Source organism: Tardiphaga sp. 709, from assembly GCF_032401055.1.
In the GTDB taxonomy this organism is placed as follows: domain Bacteria; phylum Pseudomonadota; class Alphaproteobacteria; order Rhizobiales; family Xanthobacteraceae; genus Tardiphaga.
The window spans coordinates 5,164,745-5,179,152 of the sequence record NZ_CP135529.1 but is presented as its reverse complement, the minus strand read 5'-3'; the positions used below and the strand labels follow the sequence as shown (position 1 = coordinate 5,179,152).

The 14,408-nt window shown below is 62.5% G+C and carries 10 protein-coding genes and 1 pseudogene; 7 read left to right on the top strand and 4 right to left on the bottom strand.

Annotation, left to right across the window (positions count from 1 at the left end; genetic code table 11):
- Positions 1 to 156 precede the first annotated feature (156 nt).
- Positions 157 to 1,272, bottom strand: a complete 1,116-nt coding sequence (locus RSO67_RS25125; protein WP_315841041.1) for a DSD1 family PLP-dependent enzyme — start codon at positions 1,270 to 1,272, stop codon at positions 157 to 159.
- Positions 1,272 to 2,738 (bottom strand): dihydropyrimidinase, encoded by a 1,467-nt coding sequence (gene hydA / locus RSO67_RS25120; RefSeq protein ID WP_315841040.1) that lies wholly within the window; start codon positions 2,736 to 2,738, stop codon positions 1,272 to 1,274. Before hydA ends, RSO67_RS25125 begins: the two co-directional genes overlap by 1 nt.
- A 98-nt stretch (positions 2,739 to 2,836) precedes the next feature.
- On the opposite strand from hydA, the gene RSO67_RS25115 reads away from it, so the two are divergent.
- Positions 2,837 to 3,496, top strand: a complete 660-nt coding sequence (locus RSO67_RS25115) for an aspartate/glutamate racemase family protein (RefSeq protein ID WP_315841039.1) — start codon at positions 2,837 to 2,839, stop codon at positions 3,494 to 3,496.
- A gap of 170 nt (positions 3,497 to 3,666) precedes the next feature.
- On the opposite strand, the gene RSO67_RS25110 is transcribed toward RSO67_RS25115, so the two are convergent.
- Positions 3,667 to 4,596 carry an N-carbamoyl-D-amino-acid hydrolase gene (locus RSO67_RS25110; RefSeq protein ID WP_315841038.1) on the bottom strand — a complete coding sequence of 310 codons (930 nt, stop codon included), beginning with the start codon at positions 4,594 to 4,596 and terminating at the stop codon, positions 3,667 to 3,669.
- 212 nt (positions 4,597 to 4,808) lie between these two features.
- On the opposite strand from RSO67_RS25110, the gene RSO67_RS25105 reads away from it, so the two are divergent.
- From RSO67_RS25105 to RSO67_RS25080, 6 genes and pseudogenes are all read left to right on the top strand, one after another.
- On the top strand, positions 4,809 to 5,351 hold the full coding sequence (locus RSO67_RS25105; protein ID WP_315841037.1) for a DUF4142 domain-containing protein: 543 nt from the start codon (positions 4,809 to 4,811) through the stop codon (positions 5,349 to 5,351).
- Between the two features lie 80 nt (positions 5,352 to 5,431).
- Positions 5,432 to 7,548 (top strand): annotated as a pseudogene (locus RSO67_RS25100) (catalase).
- A gap of 225 nt (positions 7,549 to 7,773) precedes the next feature.
- On the top strand, positions 7,774 to 9,387 hold the full coding sequence (locus RSO67_RS25095; protein ID WP_315841036.1) for an ABC transporter substrate-binding protein: 1,614 nt from the start codon (positions 7,774 to 7,776) through the stop codon (positions 9,385 to 9,387).
- A gap of 24 nt (positions 9,388 to 9,411) precedes the next feature.
- The gene (locus RSO67_RS25090; RefSeq protein WP_315841035.1) at positions 9,412 to 10,389 is read left to right on the top strand and encodes an ABC transporter permease; all 978 of its coding nucleotides are present in this window, start codon (positions 9,412 to 9,414) and stop codon (positions 10,387 to 10,389) included.
- A 4-nt stretch (positions 10,390 to 10,393) separates the two neighbouring features.
- Positions 10,394 to 11,224: an ABC transporter permease gene (locus RSO67_RS25085; protein ID WP_120289215.1), complete on the top strand. Its 831-nt coding sequence runs from the start codon at positions 10,394 to 10,396 to the stop codon at positions 11,222 to 11,224.
- Positions 11,221 to 12,855: an ABC transporter ATP-binding protein gene (locus RSO67_RS25080; RefSeq protein ID WP_315841034.1), complete on the top strand. Its 1,635-nt coding sequence runs from the start codon at positions 11,221 to 11,223 to the stop codon at positions 12,853 to 12,855. The genes RSO67_RS25085 and RSO67_RS25080 overlap by 4 nt, the downstream gene beginning before the upstream one ends.
- Before the next feature lie 136 nt (positions 12,856 to 12,991).
- On the opposite strand, the gene RSO67_RS25075 is transcribed toward RSO67_RS25080, so the two are convergent.
- Entirely contained in the window at positions 12,992 to 14,296 is a 1,305-nt protein-coding gene (locus tag RSO67_RS25075) for an FAD-binding oxidoreductase (protein ID WP_315841033.1), read from the bottom strand.
- Between the last annotated feature and the right edge of the window lie 112 nt (positions 14,297 to 14,408).

The following is a 14,408-nucleotide window of genomic DNA, read 5'->3' as shown; positions in this document are numbered from 1 at the left end:
CGGGGCGTGACCGGCCTTGCCGGACACGAACCCGGAATCTTGAGATCGGTGAAACTCCGAAGAGCCAAACACTCCGGGATTCCGGGTTCGGCACGTCGCCTGCGGCGCCGAGCCGCCCCGGAATGACGAGTGTGGGGTGATGACGCGTCTGGGGCGCTACGCCCCATACCGCGCCAGCACCGGCCACGCCTCGACGCTGCCATTGTGCCCGACCACCTGATAGCTCCCATGCAGGTTCACCGTGGGATCACAATGGGTCGTCAGCAGCAGCACGCGGCTGCCGAGCTTCGGCGCTTCGGCCCCCTCCGGCAGCGTGATCATGCCGTGTTCGTCGCCGCCGAAGCGATAGGTCGAACCTTCCGGCACACCCAACATCAGCGACGGCACCGGGCCGTTGAAGGCCATTGCCTTCACGCCGGCATCCACCGTGAACTCGCCGGCACGATTCACCGACGTGACCGTCGCGAGAATAAACAAACTTGGATCGTAAGGCAGCGCAGCACCCTCGTGCTCCAGCTTGCCGTAGTCGGAATCCATGAAGACATAGGAGCCGACCTGCAACTCCGTAAAGGTGCCCGTGACATCATAAGCGCAGGCGCCCGTGCCGCTGCCGGTGACGATCTCCGCCTTGATGCCGGCTTCCGTCAGCACATGCAGATGGTCGTCGAGCATGGCGCGCACGCGCGCAGCGCCTGCCCTGCGCTCCTGGGCATCGATCATGTGCTGCACATGACCCGCGAAACCCTGGATGCCACCGAATGTCATGCCCGGCGTCGCTTCGATCAGTTGCGCAAGCGCGAGTGTCGATGCTGTGTCAACAACACCGGTGCGGCGCTGGCCGACATCGATATCGATCAGCACCTGCAGCGGACGGCTGCCGGCATCGAGCAATTCGTGCAGCACGTGAATCTGGTCGGCATGGTCGACGACGATATTAATATCGGATTGGTCGGCGACAGCGGCCAGACGCGCGAGCTTCGGCCGATCGGCGACAGGTGTCGTCAGCAGCAGACCCGTGATACCGGCCTGCGCGAAAGCCTCGATCTCGGCAACCGTCGCGCAGGAAATCCCGACGGCGCCGGCCTCGATCTGCAATTGCGCGATACGCGTCGACTTATGAGTCTTGGCATGCGGGCGAAGCGCAACGCCGTTCGCTTTGGCGAACTCGGCCATCCCCTGGATGTTGCGCTGAAGCGCAGACGCATCCAGCACCAGCGCAGGCGTCTGGATATCCGCGAAACCCGGCAGATTGGGATCGAGCATGTTTGTCATCACAGCAGCTTCGCGCCGAAGTTCTTCGCCGGGTCCATTTCGGCGGCGAGCCTGCCTGACGGCGTGGCGGCCCTGCCGCCCTCGCGCAGCATCAGGCGCCCCTCGCCCGGCTTGCTGGTGAACGTATCGCCGTCGACGAGGACACGACCGCGCAACAACACCTTCTCGGGCCAGCCGGTGACGGTGCGGCCAGAGAACGGCGAGAAGCCGGTGAGATCGTGCATCATCTCATCTGAGAGCGTCACCTTGCGCGCCGGGTCCCAGATCGCGATGTCGGCATCGTTGCCGATGGCGATCGAGCCCTTCTTCGGCAGATTGTAGATCTGCGCCGGGGCGGTGGATGTGAGCTCGACGAATTTCGACAGGCCGAGACGACCTTTCGACACCATGGCGTCGAACAGCAGTGGCAGGCGCACTTCGAGGCCGGGCAGACCGTTGGCGACCTGCTTGAATGTCGGGTTCGGCCCGGCGCGCAGCTTGCCGGTCTCGTCATAGCGATAGGGCGCGTGGTCCGACGAGATCAGTTGCAGATCGCCGAGCGACAATGCCTGCCACAACGCCTCCTGATCGTCCGTGGTGCGCGCCGGTGGGCTGCACATCCACTTGGCGCCTTCGGCACCGGGCTTGTCGAGATCGTCGGCGGTGAGGAACAGATATTGCGGACAGGTCTCTGCGAAAATCTTGACGCCGCGGCCGCGCGCCTCGCGGATCACCGCGGCGCCTTCGCGCGTCGAGACGTGGAAGATCATCACGGGCTGATCGAGCAATTCACTGAAGGCGATCAGCCGCGTGAAGGCTTCGGATTCCGACACACGCGCATGGCTGACAGCGTGATATTTCGGCGCGGTGTAGCCCTTGTCGATCAGCCGCTTCACCATCCAGGCGATGACACCGTGGTTCTCTGCATGGACGCAGACCAGCGCCTTCGCCTCGCGCGCGGCGGCGAGGATATCCAGCAGCTTCTCGTCGTCGACCTTGAGCCGGTCATAGGTCATGAAAATCTTGATCGAGGAATGGCCTTGACTCACCAGTGCCGGAATATCGTCGGCGATGACCTTGTCGGTGACGTCAGAGACGATGATGTGAAAGGCATAGTCGATCATCGCGCCCTTCTTTGCGAGCGCCGTATAATCGCTGACGACCTCCTGCACATCCATGCCGACATGCTGGGCGGCAAAGGAGATCACGCTGGTGGTGCCACCGAAGGCCGCGGACCGCGTCGCGCTCTCGAAGGTGTCGGCATTCATGATGCCGGCAGCGGAGAGCTGTTCGATATGGGCGTGGGCATCGACCCCACCGGGCAGCACCAGCCTGCCTGTTGCATCGATCTCTTTACGGCCCGCTGCAAGTCCGCTGCCCAGCGCCACAATGGTCTCACCGGTAATACCGACATCGGCGGCAAACACATCGCTCGATGTGGCGACGGTGCCACCGCGGATTACGAGGTCGTAGACGGGATCGGACAAGGGCAGAACTCCAAGATTAGATCGGCTATGCGAACATTTTACAGGCTTTGACGGTCGGCACTTTCCGGTAATACTGCTGTCCTGACAAGGAGCCGAATATGCAGCGCCGCAAGAAGATTCTGGTGGTCAATCCGAACAGCAATCCGCAGGTGACGCGCAACCTCGCCGAAGCACTGCAACCGGTGATGTTCGAGGCCGGGCCCGAGATTGAATGCATCACGCTGGCGGAAGGACCATTGGGCGTGCAGACGCAGGCCGATCTCGAAAGCGTCACGATACCGCTGAGCCGGCTGGTGGCCGCCGACAATTCCGCCGATGCCTTCGTCATTGCCTGCTATTCAGATCCCGGCCTGCATGTGTGCCGTGAGGCGACGGAGCGGCCGGTCTTCGGCATCGCCGAATCCGGCGTGCTGACTGCGCTGTCACGCGGCGACCGCTTTGGCGTCATCGCGGTGGCGCAGGGCTCGATCGGCCGGCACATGCGTTATCTCCGCCAGATGTGCCTGATGGATCGCTTCGCCGGCGAACGACCGCTCAACATGACCGTGGCGGAAGCGGCTTCCGGCGACGACACGCTGGCGCGCATGATCAAGGTCGGCCGCCAGTTGAAGGACGAGGACGGCGCCAATGCCGTCGTCATGGGCTGCGCCGGCATGTCGCGTCATCGCAGCGCGCTCGAGGATGCGCTGGGCATTCCCGTGATCGATCCGACTCAGGCCGCCGTGAGTATGGCGATCGGCACGGTGATGTTTCAGTAGAATTTGCGCGTCCCGACCGCGCGCAAAGCCCTCTCAGCCGTCATGGCCGGGCTTGTCCCGGCCATCCACGTCTTCGCTTGGAGCCAAGACGTGGATACCCGGCATACGCCGGGCATGACGGAGTTTAGACGAGCAGCTGCAAGGAGTGGGTAAGCAAGCGCGTAAGTCACTTACTCCGGCGGCAGAACCACACCCGTCTGGCTGGTGATCCGGCCATAATGCTCGATGCGTCGATGGCGCTTGAAGTCGAAGATGGTGTCCTTGCCGAACTTGGTGTCGTCGAGATCGACGGTGCAAACCAGCAGCTCATCGCCTTCGGTCTTGGCTTCGGCGAGAATCACGCCATTGGGATCGACGATCAGCGAACCGCCGATCAGGGGATGACCGTCTTCGTCGCCGGCCTTGGCGACAGCGACAACGAAGGTCGAGTTCTGATAGGCGCCGGCCTGCACCGACAGGCGATTGTGGAACAGGCGCTGCTCCGGCCCCTCGACCGACTTCTGCGAATTCACCGACGGCGTGTTGTAGCCGAGCACAATCATCTCGACGCCCTGCAGGCCCATCACGCGGTAGGATTCCGGCCAGCGTCGATCGTTGCACACCATCATGCCGAAGATGCCGCCCAAAGCGCGGAACACGGGAAAGCCGAGATCGCCCGGTTCGAAATAACGCTTCTCCAGATGCTGGAAGGCACGCTCGGTATCGAATTCCACATGGCCGGGCAGATGCACCTTGCGATATTTACCGACGATCTTGCCGGTCTTGTCGGTGAGGATCTGGGTGTTGAAGTGGTGGCCGTCATCAGTCAGCTCGGCGTAACCGATGGACAGCGCGATACCAGCCTTGGCGGCGGCATCGAACAGCGGCTGGGTCGCAGCGTTCGGCATTTCGGACTCGAACCAGGTATCGACCTCCTTCTGGTCGGTCATGTACCAGCGCGGAAAAAATGTCGTCAGCGCCAACTCGGGATAGACGACGAGGTCGGCGCCCTTCCCCTTGGCTTCGTCCAGCAGCACCAGCATGCGCTTGACCACGGCCTCGCGGCTTTCGGCTTTCTGGATCGGGCCCAATTGGGCGGCGGCGACGGTGAGCTTACGCATAAAATTATCCGGGTTCGGGTTGCGTGCGGTTTGTAACAGAACCGAAAGCAATGATCGAGCCAACACGAGGCCCTTCCGCAGGGATGGGACCGGGGCGGTCCAGACAGGCCTGATCCGGGCCTTCGCACCCATGACTCATTTGGTCCGGAACACAACACGATTGATCCGGTTGTGCTGACACCTGATGCCCTCGTCCAAACATTGGAAGAATCATGAAACGCAGCACCCTTATTGCCGCGAGCCTGTTGCTCGTGTCCTCCGCCCTCGCCCCAGCCGTTTACGCGCAGTCCGTCGGCGAAAAGACGGGAGTCAATTCCGTTCTCGGTGTCAGCCCGAGCACCCCTGATTTCGTCAAGCAGGTCGCGATCAGCGACATGTTCGAGATCCAGTCCAACACACTGGCAGAAAGCAAGGGAAATGCCGCCGAGAAATCCTTTGCAGCCATGATGGTGAAAGATCACACCAAGACCAGCACCGAGCTGAAGGCGATGGTCGGCAGCGGCAAGGTCAAGGCCGAACTTCCGGCAGCGCTCGACAGCGCGCATCAGAGCAAGCTCGACAAGTTGAAGGAACAAAGCGGCGCTGACTTCAGCAAGAACTTCAATTCGGTACAGGTCGACGCCCACAAGGACGCGGTCGATCTGTTCGAGCGCTACGCCAAAAGCGGCGACAACGCCGAATTGAAGGACTGGGCCGGAAAGACCCTGCCGGCGCTGAAGCATCACCTCGAAATGGCGCAGAACCTCGGCAAGTAACGCCTGCCAACGCCGAACTCCCTGAGGCCCGCGAACGCAATCGCGGGCCCTTCTCCCCGGTAACTTCTGCGAGACATCCCATGGCCAAATCATCGACGCCCAAGAGCGACACCACCAATGCAACGATTCACGATCAGACACTTGTTCGCGGTGAGGGCGGCGAACTCCATCAGATCGGCGGACCGGACGACGCGTTGCTGACCACGGCCCAGGCGGCCCGGTCTTCGACGATCAGAACTCGCTCAAGGCCGGGTCGCGCGGACCGACATTGCTCGAGGATTTTCACTTTCGTGAAAAAATCTTCCATTTCGATCATGAACGGATTCCCGAACGCGTGGTCCATGCACGCGGCTATGCCGCGCATGGCTTCTTCGAAAATTACGGTTCACTGGCCAAGCATACGCGCGCCGATCTGTTTCAGCGCCCAGGCGAGCGAACCCCGGCCTTCGTTCGGTTCTCGACGGTCGCGGGCAGCAAAGGGTCGTTCGACCTCGCACGCGACGTGCGCGGCTTTGCCGTTAAAATCTATACCCAAGAGGGCAACTGGGACCTGGTCGGCAACAACATCCCGGTGTTCTTCATCCAGGATGCCATCAAGTTTCCCGATCTGGTCCATGCCGTGAAGGAAGAGCCCGACAGTGCCTTCCCGCAGGCGCAGTCGGCGCATGATAACTTCTGGGATTTCATTTCGCTGACGCCCGAAAGCATGCACATGGTCATGTGGCAGATGTCGGACCGCACCATTCCCCGCTCTTTCCGTTTCATGGAGGGGTTCGGCGTCCATACATTCCGCTTCGTTAACGCCAAGGACGAATCGACCTTCGTCAAATTCCACTGGAAGCCGAAACTGGGTCTGCAATCGGTGCTGTGGAACGAGGCCGTCAAGATCAACGGTGCCGATCCGGATTTTCATCGACGCGACCTGTGGAGCGCGATCCAGTCCGGAAATTACCCGGAATGGGAGTTGCAGGTGCAGCTGTTCAACAGCGAATTCGCCGACCAGTTCGATTTCGATATTCTCGATCCGACCAAGCTTATTCCGGAAGAACTCGTGCCACCGATTGCCATCGGCCGTCTTGTGCTGGACCGTATGCCGGATAATTTCTTTGCCGAAACCGAACAGGTCGCGTTCATGACGCAGAATGTTCCGCCCGGCATCGACTTCACCAATGACCCGCTGCTGCAAGGCCGCAATTTCTCCTATCTGGATACACAGCTGAAGCGGCTGGGAAGCCCGAACTTCACCCATATCCCGATCAATGCTCCGAAATGTCCGTTCGGACATTTCCAGCAGGACGGGCACATGGCGATGCACAACCCTGTCGGTCGCGTCAACTACCAGCCAAATTCGTTCGGCGTAGGCCCACGCGAGTCCACCGCCAAAGGTTTCAAGACGTTCGCGGACATAGAGCATGGCGCGAAGCGCCGGCTGCGCGCAGAAAGCTTTGCGGATCACTACAGCCAGGCACGGCAGTTCTTCATCAGCCAGACCAGGGGAGAGCAACACCATATTGCCGCAGCGCTGACTTTCGAATTGAGCAAAGTGAAGACGCCGGTGATCCGCGAGCGCATGGTCTCGCATCTCCTGAACATCGACGAAGGCCTGGCCAACAAGGTCGGCACCATGCTGGGTCTTCCGACAATGCCGAAGCCCGCCGATGCAGCGATGCCAACGCGGCAGGATCTGGCGGAGTCGCCGTCACTCAGCATCGTCCTGAAAGGCCCGCAGCGTTTCGAAGGCCGCAAGCTCGGCATCCTCGTCACCGACGGGGTCGATGCCAAGCTCCTCGCCGCCCTGCAAGGCGCGGTGACGCAGGCCGGCGCAACATACGAGATCATTGCGCCAAAGGTGAACGGGGTTGAAGCCAGCGATGGTAGCCTGGTCGCCGCCGACCAGATGATCGATGGTGGCCCTTCTGTTCTTTATGACGCAGTCGCCTTGCTCCCGGCGGAGGCCGGCATCGACGACCTCCTGCAGGAGTCGACGGCCCGCGACTTCGTCACCGACGCCTTTGCCCACTGCAAGTTTATCGGACATTCCGAGGCAGCCGAGCGGTTGTTCGCGAGGGTGGGAATCTCGGACGACCTCGATGAAGGCGTGGTTGCGCTGGGCAGCGCCGACGACGTGCCGGGCTTCATGGACAAGCTGGCCAAGCTGCGGCTCTGGAGCCGCGAACCGAGCGTCAAGATGCGCTGAAGCGTGCGGTTGCCCGCGCCGTGTGCGGGCTGGCATAACTTTTGAGCAAAGCTTTCAGGTCGAAGCAATGGCGCGGCATTTATGCTGCGCCATTGCCATGTCTTGCAAGAATTCTCTGAGGCGCCGTAGCATTAGGGAATGACTTGGCCGCCGGTTATGCCCTAGGTTGCGCGGGCTATGCGCTGGTTCCATCTGCGCAGGCACGACGCAGGAGACTTCGACACCATGACCCGCCTGGAAATGACCCGCCGCACGGCGCTGCTGACCTCCGCCGCCATTGCCGCCAATGTCGCGAACCCGCTGCGCGCCTTCGCGCAGGAAACGCCCCGCAAGGGCGGCGTGTTCAATGTCCATTACGGTGCAGAACAGCGTCAGCTCAACCCCAGCATTCAGGCCTCCACCGGCGTCTACATCATCGGTGGCAAGATCCAGGAAGCACTGGTCGATCTCGACGCCAATGGCCAGCCGGTCGGCGTGCTCGCGGAGAGCTGGGAATCCACACCGGACGGCAAGACCATCACCTTCAAGTTGCGCAAGGGCGTGACCTGGCACGACGGCAAGCCGTTCACCTCGGCCGACGTCCAATTCACCGCCATGAACATGTGGAAGAAGATCCTCAATTACGGATCGACCCTGCAGCTGTTCCTCACCGCTGTCGAAACGCCGGACGCGCAGACCGCGATCTTCAAATATGAGCGCCCGATGCCGCTCGGCCTGCTGCTGCGTGCGCTGCCGGACCTCGGCTATATCTCCGCCAAGCATCTCTATGAGGGCAGCAGCGACATCCGCCAGAACCCCACCAACCTCGCCCCCGTCGGCACCGGCCCCTTCAAGTTCGTCAAGTACGAGCGCGGCCAATACATCATCGCCGAGCGTAACGAGAACTACTGGCGCCCGAACGCCCCCTATCTCGATCGCATCGTCTGGAAGGTCGTGACCGATCGCGCCGCGGCCGCCGCCCAGATGGAAGCCGGCGACATCCAGTACAGCCCGTTCACGGGCCTCACGATTTCCGACACGGCACGGCTCAGCAAGGACAAGCGCTTCATCGTCTCCACCAAGGGCAATGAAGGCAACGCGCGCACCAACACCATCGAGTTCAATTTCCGCCGCAAGGAGCTTGCGGATATCCGCGTCCGCCGCGCCATCGCGCATGCGATCAATGTGCCGTTCTTCATCGAGAACTTCCTCGGCGACTTCGCCAAGCTCGGCACCGGCCCGATCCCCTCGGTCTCCACCGACTTCTATCCGGGTCCGGATACGCCGCAATATGCCTATGACAAGAAGAAGGCGATCGCGCTGCTCGACGAGGCCGGCTTCAAGCCGGGGGCCGGCGGCACCCGCTTCTCGCTGCGCCTGCTGCCCGCGCCATGGGGCGAGGACATCTCGCTCTGGGCGACCTTCATCCAGCAGTCGCTGGGCGAAGTCGGCATTCCCGTGGAAATTGTCCGCAACGATGGCGGCGGCTTCCTGAAGCAGGTCTATGACGATCACGCCTTCGACCTCTCAACCGGCTGGCACCAGTATCGCAACGATCCCGCGGTCTCGACCACGGTCTGGTACCGCTCCGGCCAGCCGAAGGGCGCGCCCTGGACCAACCAGTGGGACTGGAAGAACGACGCCATCGACAAGGTGATCGACGACGCGGCCACCGAAATCGATCCCGTCAAGCGCAAGGCGCTCTACGCGACCTTCGTTAAGGAAGCCAACACCGAACTGCCGGTGTGGATGCCGATCGAACAGATATTCGTCACGGTGATCACCGCAAAGGCGCGTAACCATTCCAACACGCCGCGCTGGGGATCGTCGAGCTGGCACGATCTTTGGCTTTCCGCCTGAGCCAAACTTCGCCACAATAGCCAGATGCGCATCCTGAGCCTTGCGGGGCGGCGGCTCGCCGCCTCGATACCCACACTATTCCTGATCCTGATCGGCGTGTTCCTGCTGCTGCAATTCGCACCGGGAGACACCGTCGATGCCATGATGGCACAGATGGGCGGCGGCGATGCCGCAACCGCACGCGAGCTCCGCAAATTCTACGGGCTCGACCTTTCGATCCCGATGCAGCTCGGCAACTATCTGTGGCGGCTGATCCGGCTCGATCTCGGCTTCTCCTCGATCTATGGCAAGCCGGTGGCGACCGTGATCCTCGAACGCCTGCCGCCGACAATCCTCTTGATGACCGCGTCGCTGTCCTTTGCGTTTTTCTTCGGTCTGCTACTTGGCGTCGTCGCCGCACGCGGCGTCAACAAATGGCCGGACACGCTGATCTCCACGCTCGGCCTCGTCTTCTACGCCACTCCGTCGTTCTGGTTCGGCCTGATGGCCATCGTGGTGTTCTCGATCTATCTGCAATGGCTGCCGGCCGGCGGTTTCGAGGATATCGGCGCTGTACAAACCGGATTTGGCCGCACCGTCGATATCGCGCTGCATCTGATCCTGCCGACGCTGACGCTGGGGCTAATCTTCCTCGCGATCTATCTGCGCATCATGCGCGCCTCGATGCTGGAAGTGCTCAATCTCGATTTCGTGCGCACCGCGCGCGCCAAGGGACTCGACGAGACCCGCGTGGTGGCGAAGCATGTGCTGCGCAATGCATTGCTGCCGATGGTGACGCTGATCGGTCTGCAGGCCGGCACCATGCTTGGCGGCTCGGTTGTCGTGGAGAGTGTGTTCTCCCTGCCGGGCCTTGGACGTCTTGCCTACGAATCCGTCGTGCAACGCGATCTCAACACGCTGCTCGGCATCGTCTTCGTCTCGGCGCTTCTCGTCATCCTCGTCAACTTCCTCGTCGACCTTCTCTATGCGCGGCTCGATCCGCGCATCCAGGCGGAGACGTGAGATGATGGACGCGATCAAGCGCTATTTCCGCAGCCCGGCCGCCGTCGTGGGCTTGTTGCTCCTGCTGGTGGTCATCGTGATGGCCATCACCGCAAGCTGGATCTATCCGCGCGATCCGCTGGCGCTCGCAGGGCGGCCGCTGATCTGGCCGTTCTCCAATCCGCGCTTCCTGCTGGGTACCGACAATTCCGGCCGCGATATCGCCGCGCAGATCTTCTACGGCGCGCGCATCTCGCTGCTGATCGGCGGCGTGGCGACTGTCATCGCCGTGGTCATCGGCGTGCTGATCGGCGCCTTTGCCGGCTATTATGGCGGCTGGGTCGATACGGTGCTGATGCGCATCACCGAAGCGTTCCAGACGCTGCCGAACTTCGTGCTGCTGCTGGTGCTGGTCGCCGTGTTCGGCTCGACCATCACCACCGTCACCATCGCCGTCGGCATCGTCTCATGGCCGGCACCGGCGCGATTGACGCGCGCGGAATTCATGTCGCTGCGCAGCCGTGAATTCGTGCAGGCCGGACGCACGCTGGGCATGAAAGACATCCAGCTCATCCTGGGTGAAATCCTGCCCAATGCGCTGCCGCCCGTCATCGTCTATGCCAGCGTGGTGATGGCGCTATCGATCCTCTTGGAAAGCGCACTCGCCTTCCTGCGCCTGTCCGATCCCAATGTGGCGTCATGGGGCAATCTCATTGGTCTCGGCCGCGACGTGCTGCGCGTGCAGTGGTATGTCTCGGCAATCCCCGGCATCGCCATTCTGCTCACCGTGCTCGCGGTGTCGCTGGTTGGCCAGGGCCTCAATGATGCGCTCAATCCGAGGCTGAAGAGCCGATGAGCGCCGTGGACAATCCGATCCTCACCATCGACGGCCTCAGCGTGAAGCTGCCGAAAGGCGCCGACCGCTCGCATGCGCTGGGCGGCGTCTCGATGGCGATTGCCGCCAATGAGATCGTCTGCGTGGTTGGCGAGTCCGGTTCCGGCAAGTCTGTCATGGCCAATGCCATCATGCGGCTATTGCCCGGCGAAGTCGCCATCGATGGCGGCCGTGTGCTGTTCGAGGGCAAGGACCTCGCCAGCGCCAGCAATGCCGAGATGCGCAAGGTGCGCGGCGCCGGGATCGCGATGATCTTCCAGGAGCCGATGACGGCGCTCAATCCGCTGCGCACCATCGGCGACCAGATCGGTGAGATGTTCGAGATCCATACCGAACTCTCGAAGGTCGACATCAAGGCGCGCGTGCTGGCGTTGCTGCAGGACGTGCACATTCCCGATCCTGCGCAGGCCGCGCGTGCCTATCCGCACGAACTCTCTGGCGGACAGCGCCAGCGCGCCATGATCGCCATGGCGCTCGCGCTCGATCCGCGTCTCCTGATCGCCGACGAGCCGACCACCGCGCTCGACGTCACCACACAGGCGCAGATCCTGAAACTGATCAAGGAACTGCAGAGCCGCCGCAACACCGCGGTGCTGTTCATCACCCACGATTTCGGCGTGGTCGCCGAAATCGCCGACCGCGTGGTGGTGATGCAGCATGGCAACGTGGTCGAACAGGGCACGGTGAAGGATGTGCTGACCAATCCGCAGCATCCCTATACGCAGCAGCTGATCGCCGCGGTGCCACCGCTGACGGCGCCGCCGCCGCGCGCACTGTCCGACGACATCATCCTGACGCTCGACAACGTGTCGAAGACCTATCGCAATGGCGGCTTTCTCGGACGCGGCGTGCGCGTGACCCATGCGGTGAAGTCCGTCTCTCTGAAACTGCCGCGTGGCGCGACGCTGGGCATTGTCGGCGAATCCGGTTCGGGCAAATCGACGCTCGCCCGCTGCATTATCAGGCTGATCGATCCCGATGGGGGATCAATCGTGCTGGAAGGCAAGGACTGGGCGAAGCTCACGCGCGACGAGGTGCGCCGCGAGACCAAACACATTCAGATGGTGTTTCAGGACCCGTTCGCCTCGCTGAACCCGCGCCGCAAGGCCGGCGATCTCGTGGCGCAAGGTCCGATCGTGCACGGTACGCCGCGTGCGCAGGCGGTGGCACAGGCGAAGGAGCTGTTTCGGCTGGTCGGCCTCGATCCCTCGGCCATCGATCGCTTCCCGCACGAATTCTCCGGCGGGCAACGCCAGCGTATCGGCCTTGCGCGCGCGCTCGCGCTGAAGCCCGACGTGCTGGTGGCCGACGAGGCGGTCTCGGCGCTCGACGTCTCCGTGCAGGCGCAGGTGCTGAAGATGCTGCACGAGCTGCGCGAGCGGCTCGGGCTCTCGATCGTCTTCATCACGCACGACCTGCGCGTTGCCGCGCAGATCTGTGATCTCGTCGCCGTGATGAAAGACGGCGAAGTCGTCGAGCACGGCCTGGCCGGCGAGGTATTCGGCAATCCGCAGCACGCCTATACGCAGGCTCTGCTGGCCTCGATCCCCGGCGGCGATTTTGCGCGCAGCCGGAAGCCAGTGACGGTGTAGCTCCATTCCTCATGGTGAGGAGTGCGCACTTGCGCGCGTCTCGAACCATGAGATGGCTAGGTTCCGGAGCTCGCGGCCATCCTTCGAGACGCCGCTGCGCGGCTCCTCAGGATGAGGGCTGAGTGTGTGGCGTACGCTACGCCATCTCCTTCGCGTCCCTGCGGCGATAGACCAGCAGCATGAAGGGCGCGAGCAACCGCATCAGGCCGTGCGCTGCGATCGGCACCGGCTCGGAGAATGGCAGCGCCAATTCGCTTTCCGGCACACCGCGCACCACCTTCGAGAATTCATCGCCGAGCGCCACCGACAGCGCGACACCGCGGCCATTGCAGCCGGTCCAGCCATAGGCATTGGGCCCGAGTCTGTGCATGCGCGGCAGGAAGTCCGTGGTCATGCCGACATAACCGTTCCAGACATAATCGAACTGGACATCGCCGATCTGTGGCCATAGCCGTTTCAACCGTTCGGCCACCATGACTTTCAGCCGCTCCGTCTTGTCGCCGAGCCCGACCACATTGCCGCCGGTGACCAGACGATTGCGCGCGTCGTAGCGCGCGAAATACAGTTCGCCATGGGTATCGGACATCGACTGCCGACCGGGGATGATGGTCTTGCGTGCCTCGTCGGACAGCGGCTGTGTCGCCATCTGCCATGACAGCACCGGCATCACCTCGCTGGCGATGTCTGGCGAAAGCTGTTTGGAGAACTCGCCGGTATAGGCATTGGTGGCGACGATCAGGCTGCGCGCGCGGACCTCGCCGTTCTTCGTCTTGACGATCCAGCGATCGCCCTTGCGCTCATAAGTCTCCACCGGCGAGCGCGCATAGATGCGGCCGCCCTGCTCCAGCACCACGCGCGCAAGGCCGCGTGCCAGCGCCAGCGGATTGATATGGCCGCCGGTCTTGTTCCAGAAGCCGCCGAACCATGCGTCTGAGCCGAGCAGCGTGCGCATCTGCTCGCGTGACAGCAACTCCACCGGTGCGCCGTGTTTGGACCACTGCCGCACGCGGCGCTCGGCGATCTTGATACGCCCCGGCGAATGCACCGGCTGGATCCAACCGTTCTGTTCGGCCTCGGCCTGGATCTGATAACGGCGCGTGAGATCGAACAGGATCGAGGCGCTGTCGCGGATCAGACCGACGAGACGTTCGCCGGCCGCGCCATAGCGCTTGATGATGTCTTCGGGATCTGGCCGCGACAGCGTCGGAATCACCTGGCCGTTATTGCGCCCCGAAGCGCCCCAGCCCGGCTCCATGGCCTCGACAACCGCAACATCGATACCGGCTTCGCGCAGATGCAGCGCCGTCGAGAGCCCCGTGAAACCGCCACCGATGACGACCACATCGGCTTCGACAGAGCTCTTCAGCTCGGGCAAGTCCGGCCCCGGAGGCGTGACGCCGGCCCAGAGCGACTTCGGCCAAGGCACGTTTGCGGTATCCATCGTCACGCCTTTCTGCAGCATCAATCATGCATTGCGCCGCGCAACCGAACATAACCGTTCTCTTGCGGCACCCCTGCATTCTGCATAGTTTACGCGCCTGATCCATTGCAAG

Excerpts from the sequence above, each read along its gene's own strand:
- RSO67_RS25110 (WP_315841038.1), bottom strand. The coding sequence starts at position 4,596 with ATGCGTAAGCTCACCGTCGCCGCCGCCCAATTGGGCCCGATCCAGAAA.
- RSO67_RS25075 (WP_315841033.1), bottom strand. The coding sequence starts at position 14,296 with ATGGATACCGCAAACGTGCCTTGGCCGAAGTCGCTCTGGGCCGGCGTC.
- RSO67_RS25125 (WP_315841041.1), bottom strand. The coding sequence starts at position 1,272 with ATGACAAACATGCTCGATCCCAATCTGCCGGGTTTCGCGGATATCCAG.
- RSO67_RS25105 (WP_315841037.1), top strand. The coding sequence starts at position 4,809 with ATGAAACGCAGCACCCTTATTGCCGCGAGCCTGTTGCTCGTGTCCTCC.
- RSO67_RS25095 (WP_315841036.1), top strand. The coding sequence starts at position 7,774 with ATGACCCGCCTGGAAATGACCCGCCGCACGGCGCTGCTGACCTCCGCC.
- RSO67_RS25085 (WP_120289215.1), top strand. The coding sequence starts at position 10,394 with ATGGACGCGATCAAGCGCTATTTCCGCAGCCCGGCCGCCGTCGTGGGC.
- RSO67_RS25090 (WP_315841035.1), top strand. The coding sequence starts at position 9,412 with ATGCGCATCCTGAGCCTTGCGGGGCGGCGGCTCGCCGCCTCGATACCC.
- RSO67_RS25115 (WP_315841039.1), top strand. The coding sequence starts at position 2,837 with ATGCAGCGCCGCAAGAAGATTCTGGTGGTCAATCCGAACAGCAATCCG.
- RSO67_RS25080 (WP_315841034.1), top strand. The coding sequence starts at position 11,221 with ATGAGCGCCGTGGACAATCCGATCCTCACCATCGACGGCCTCAGCGTG.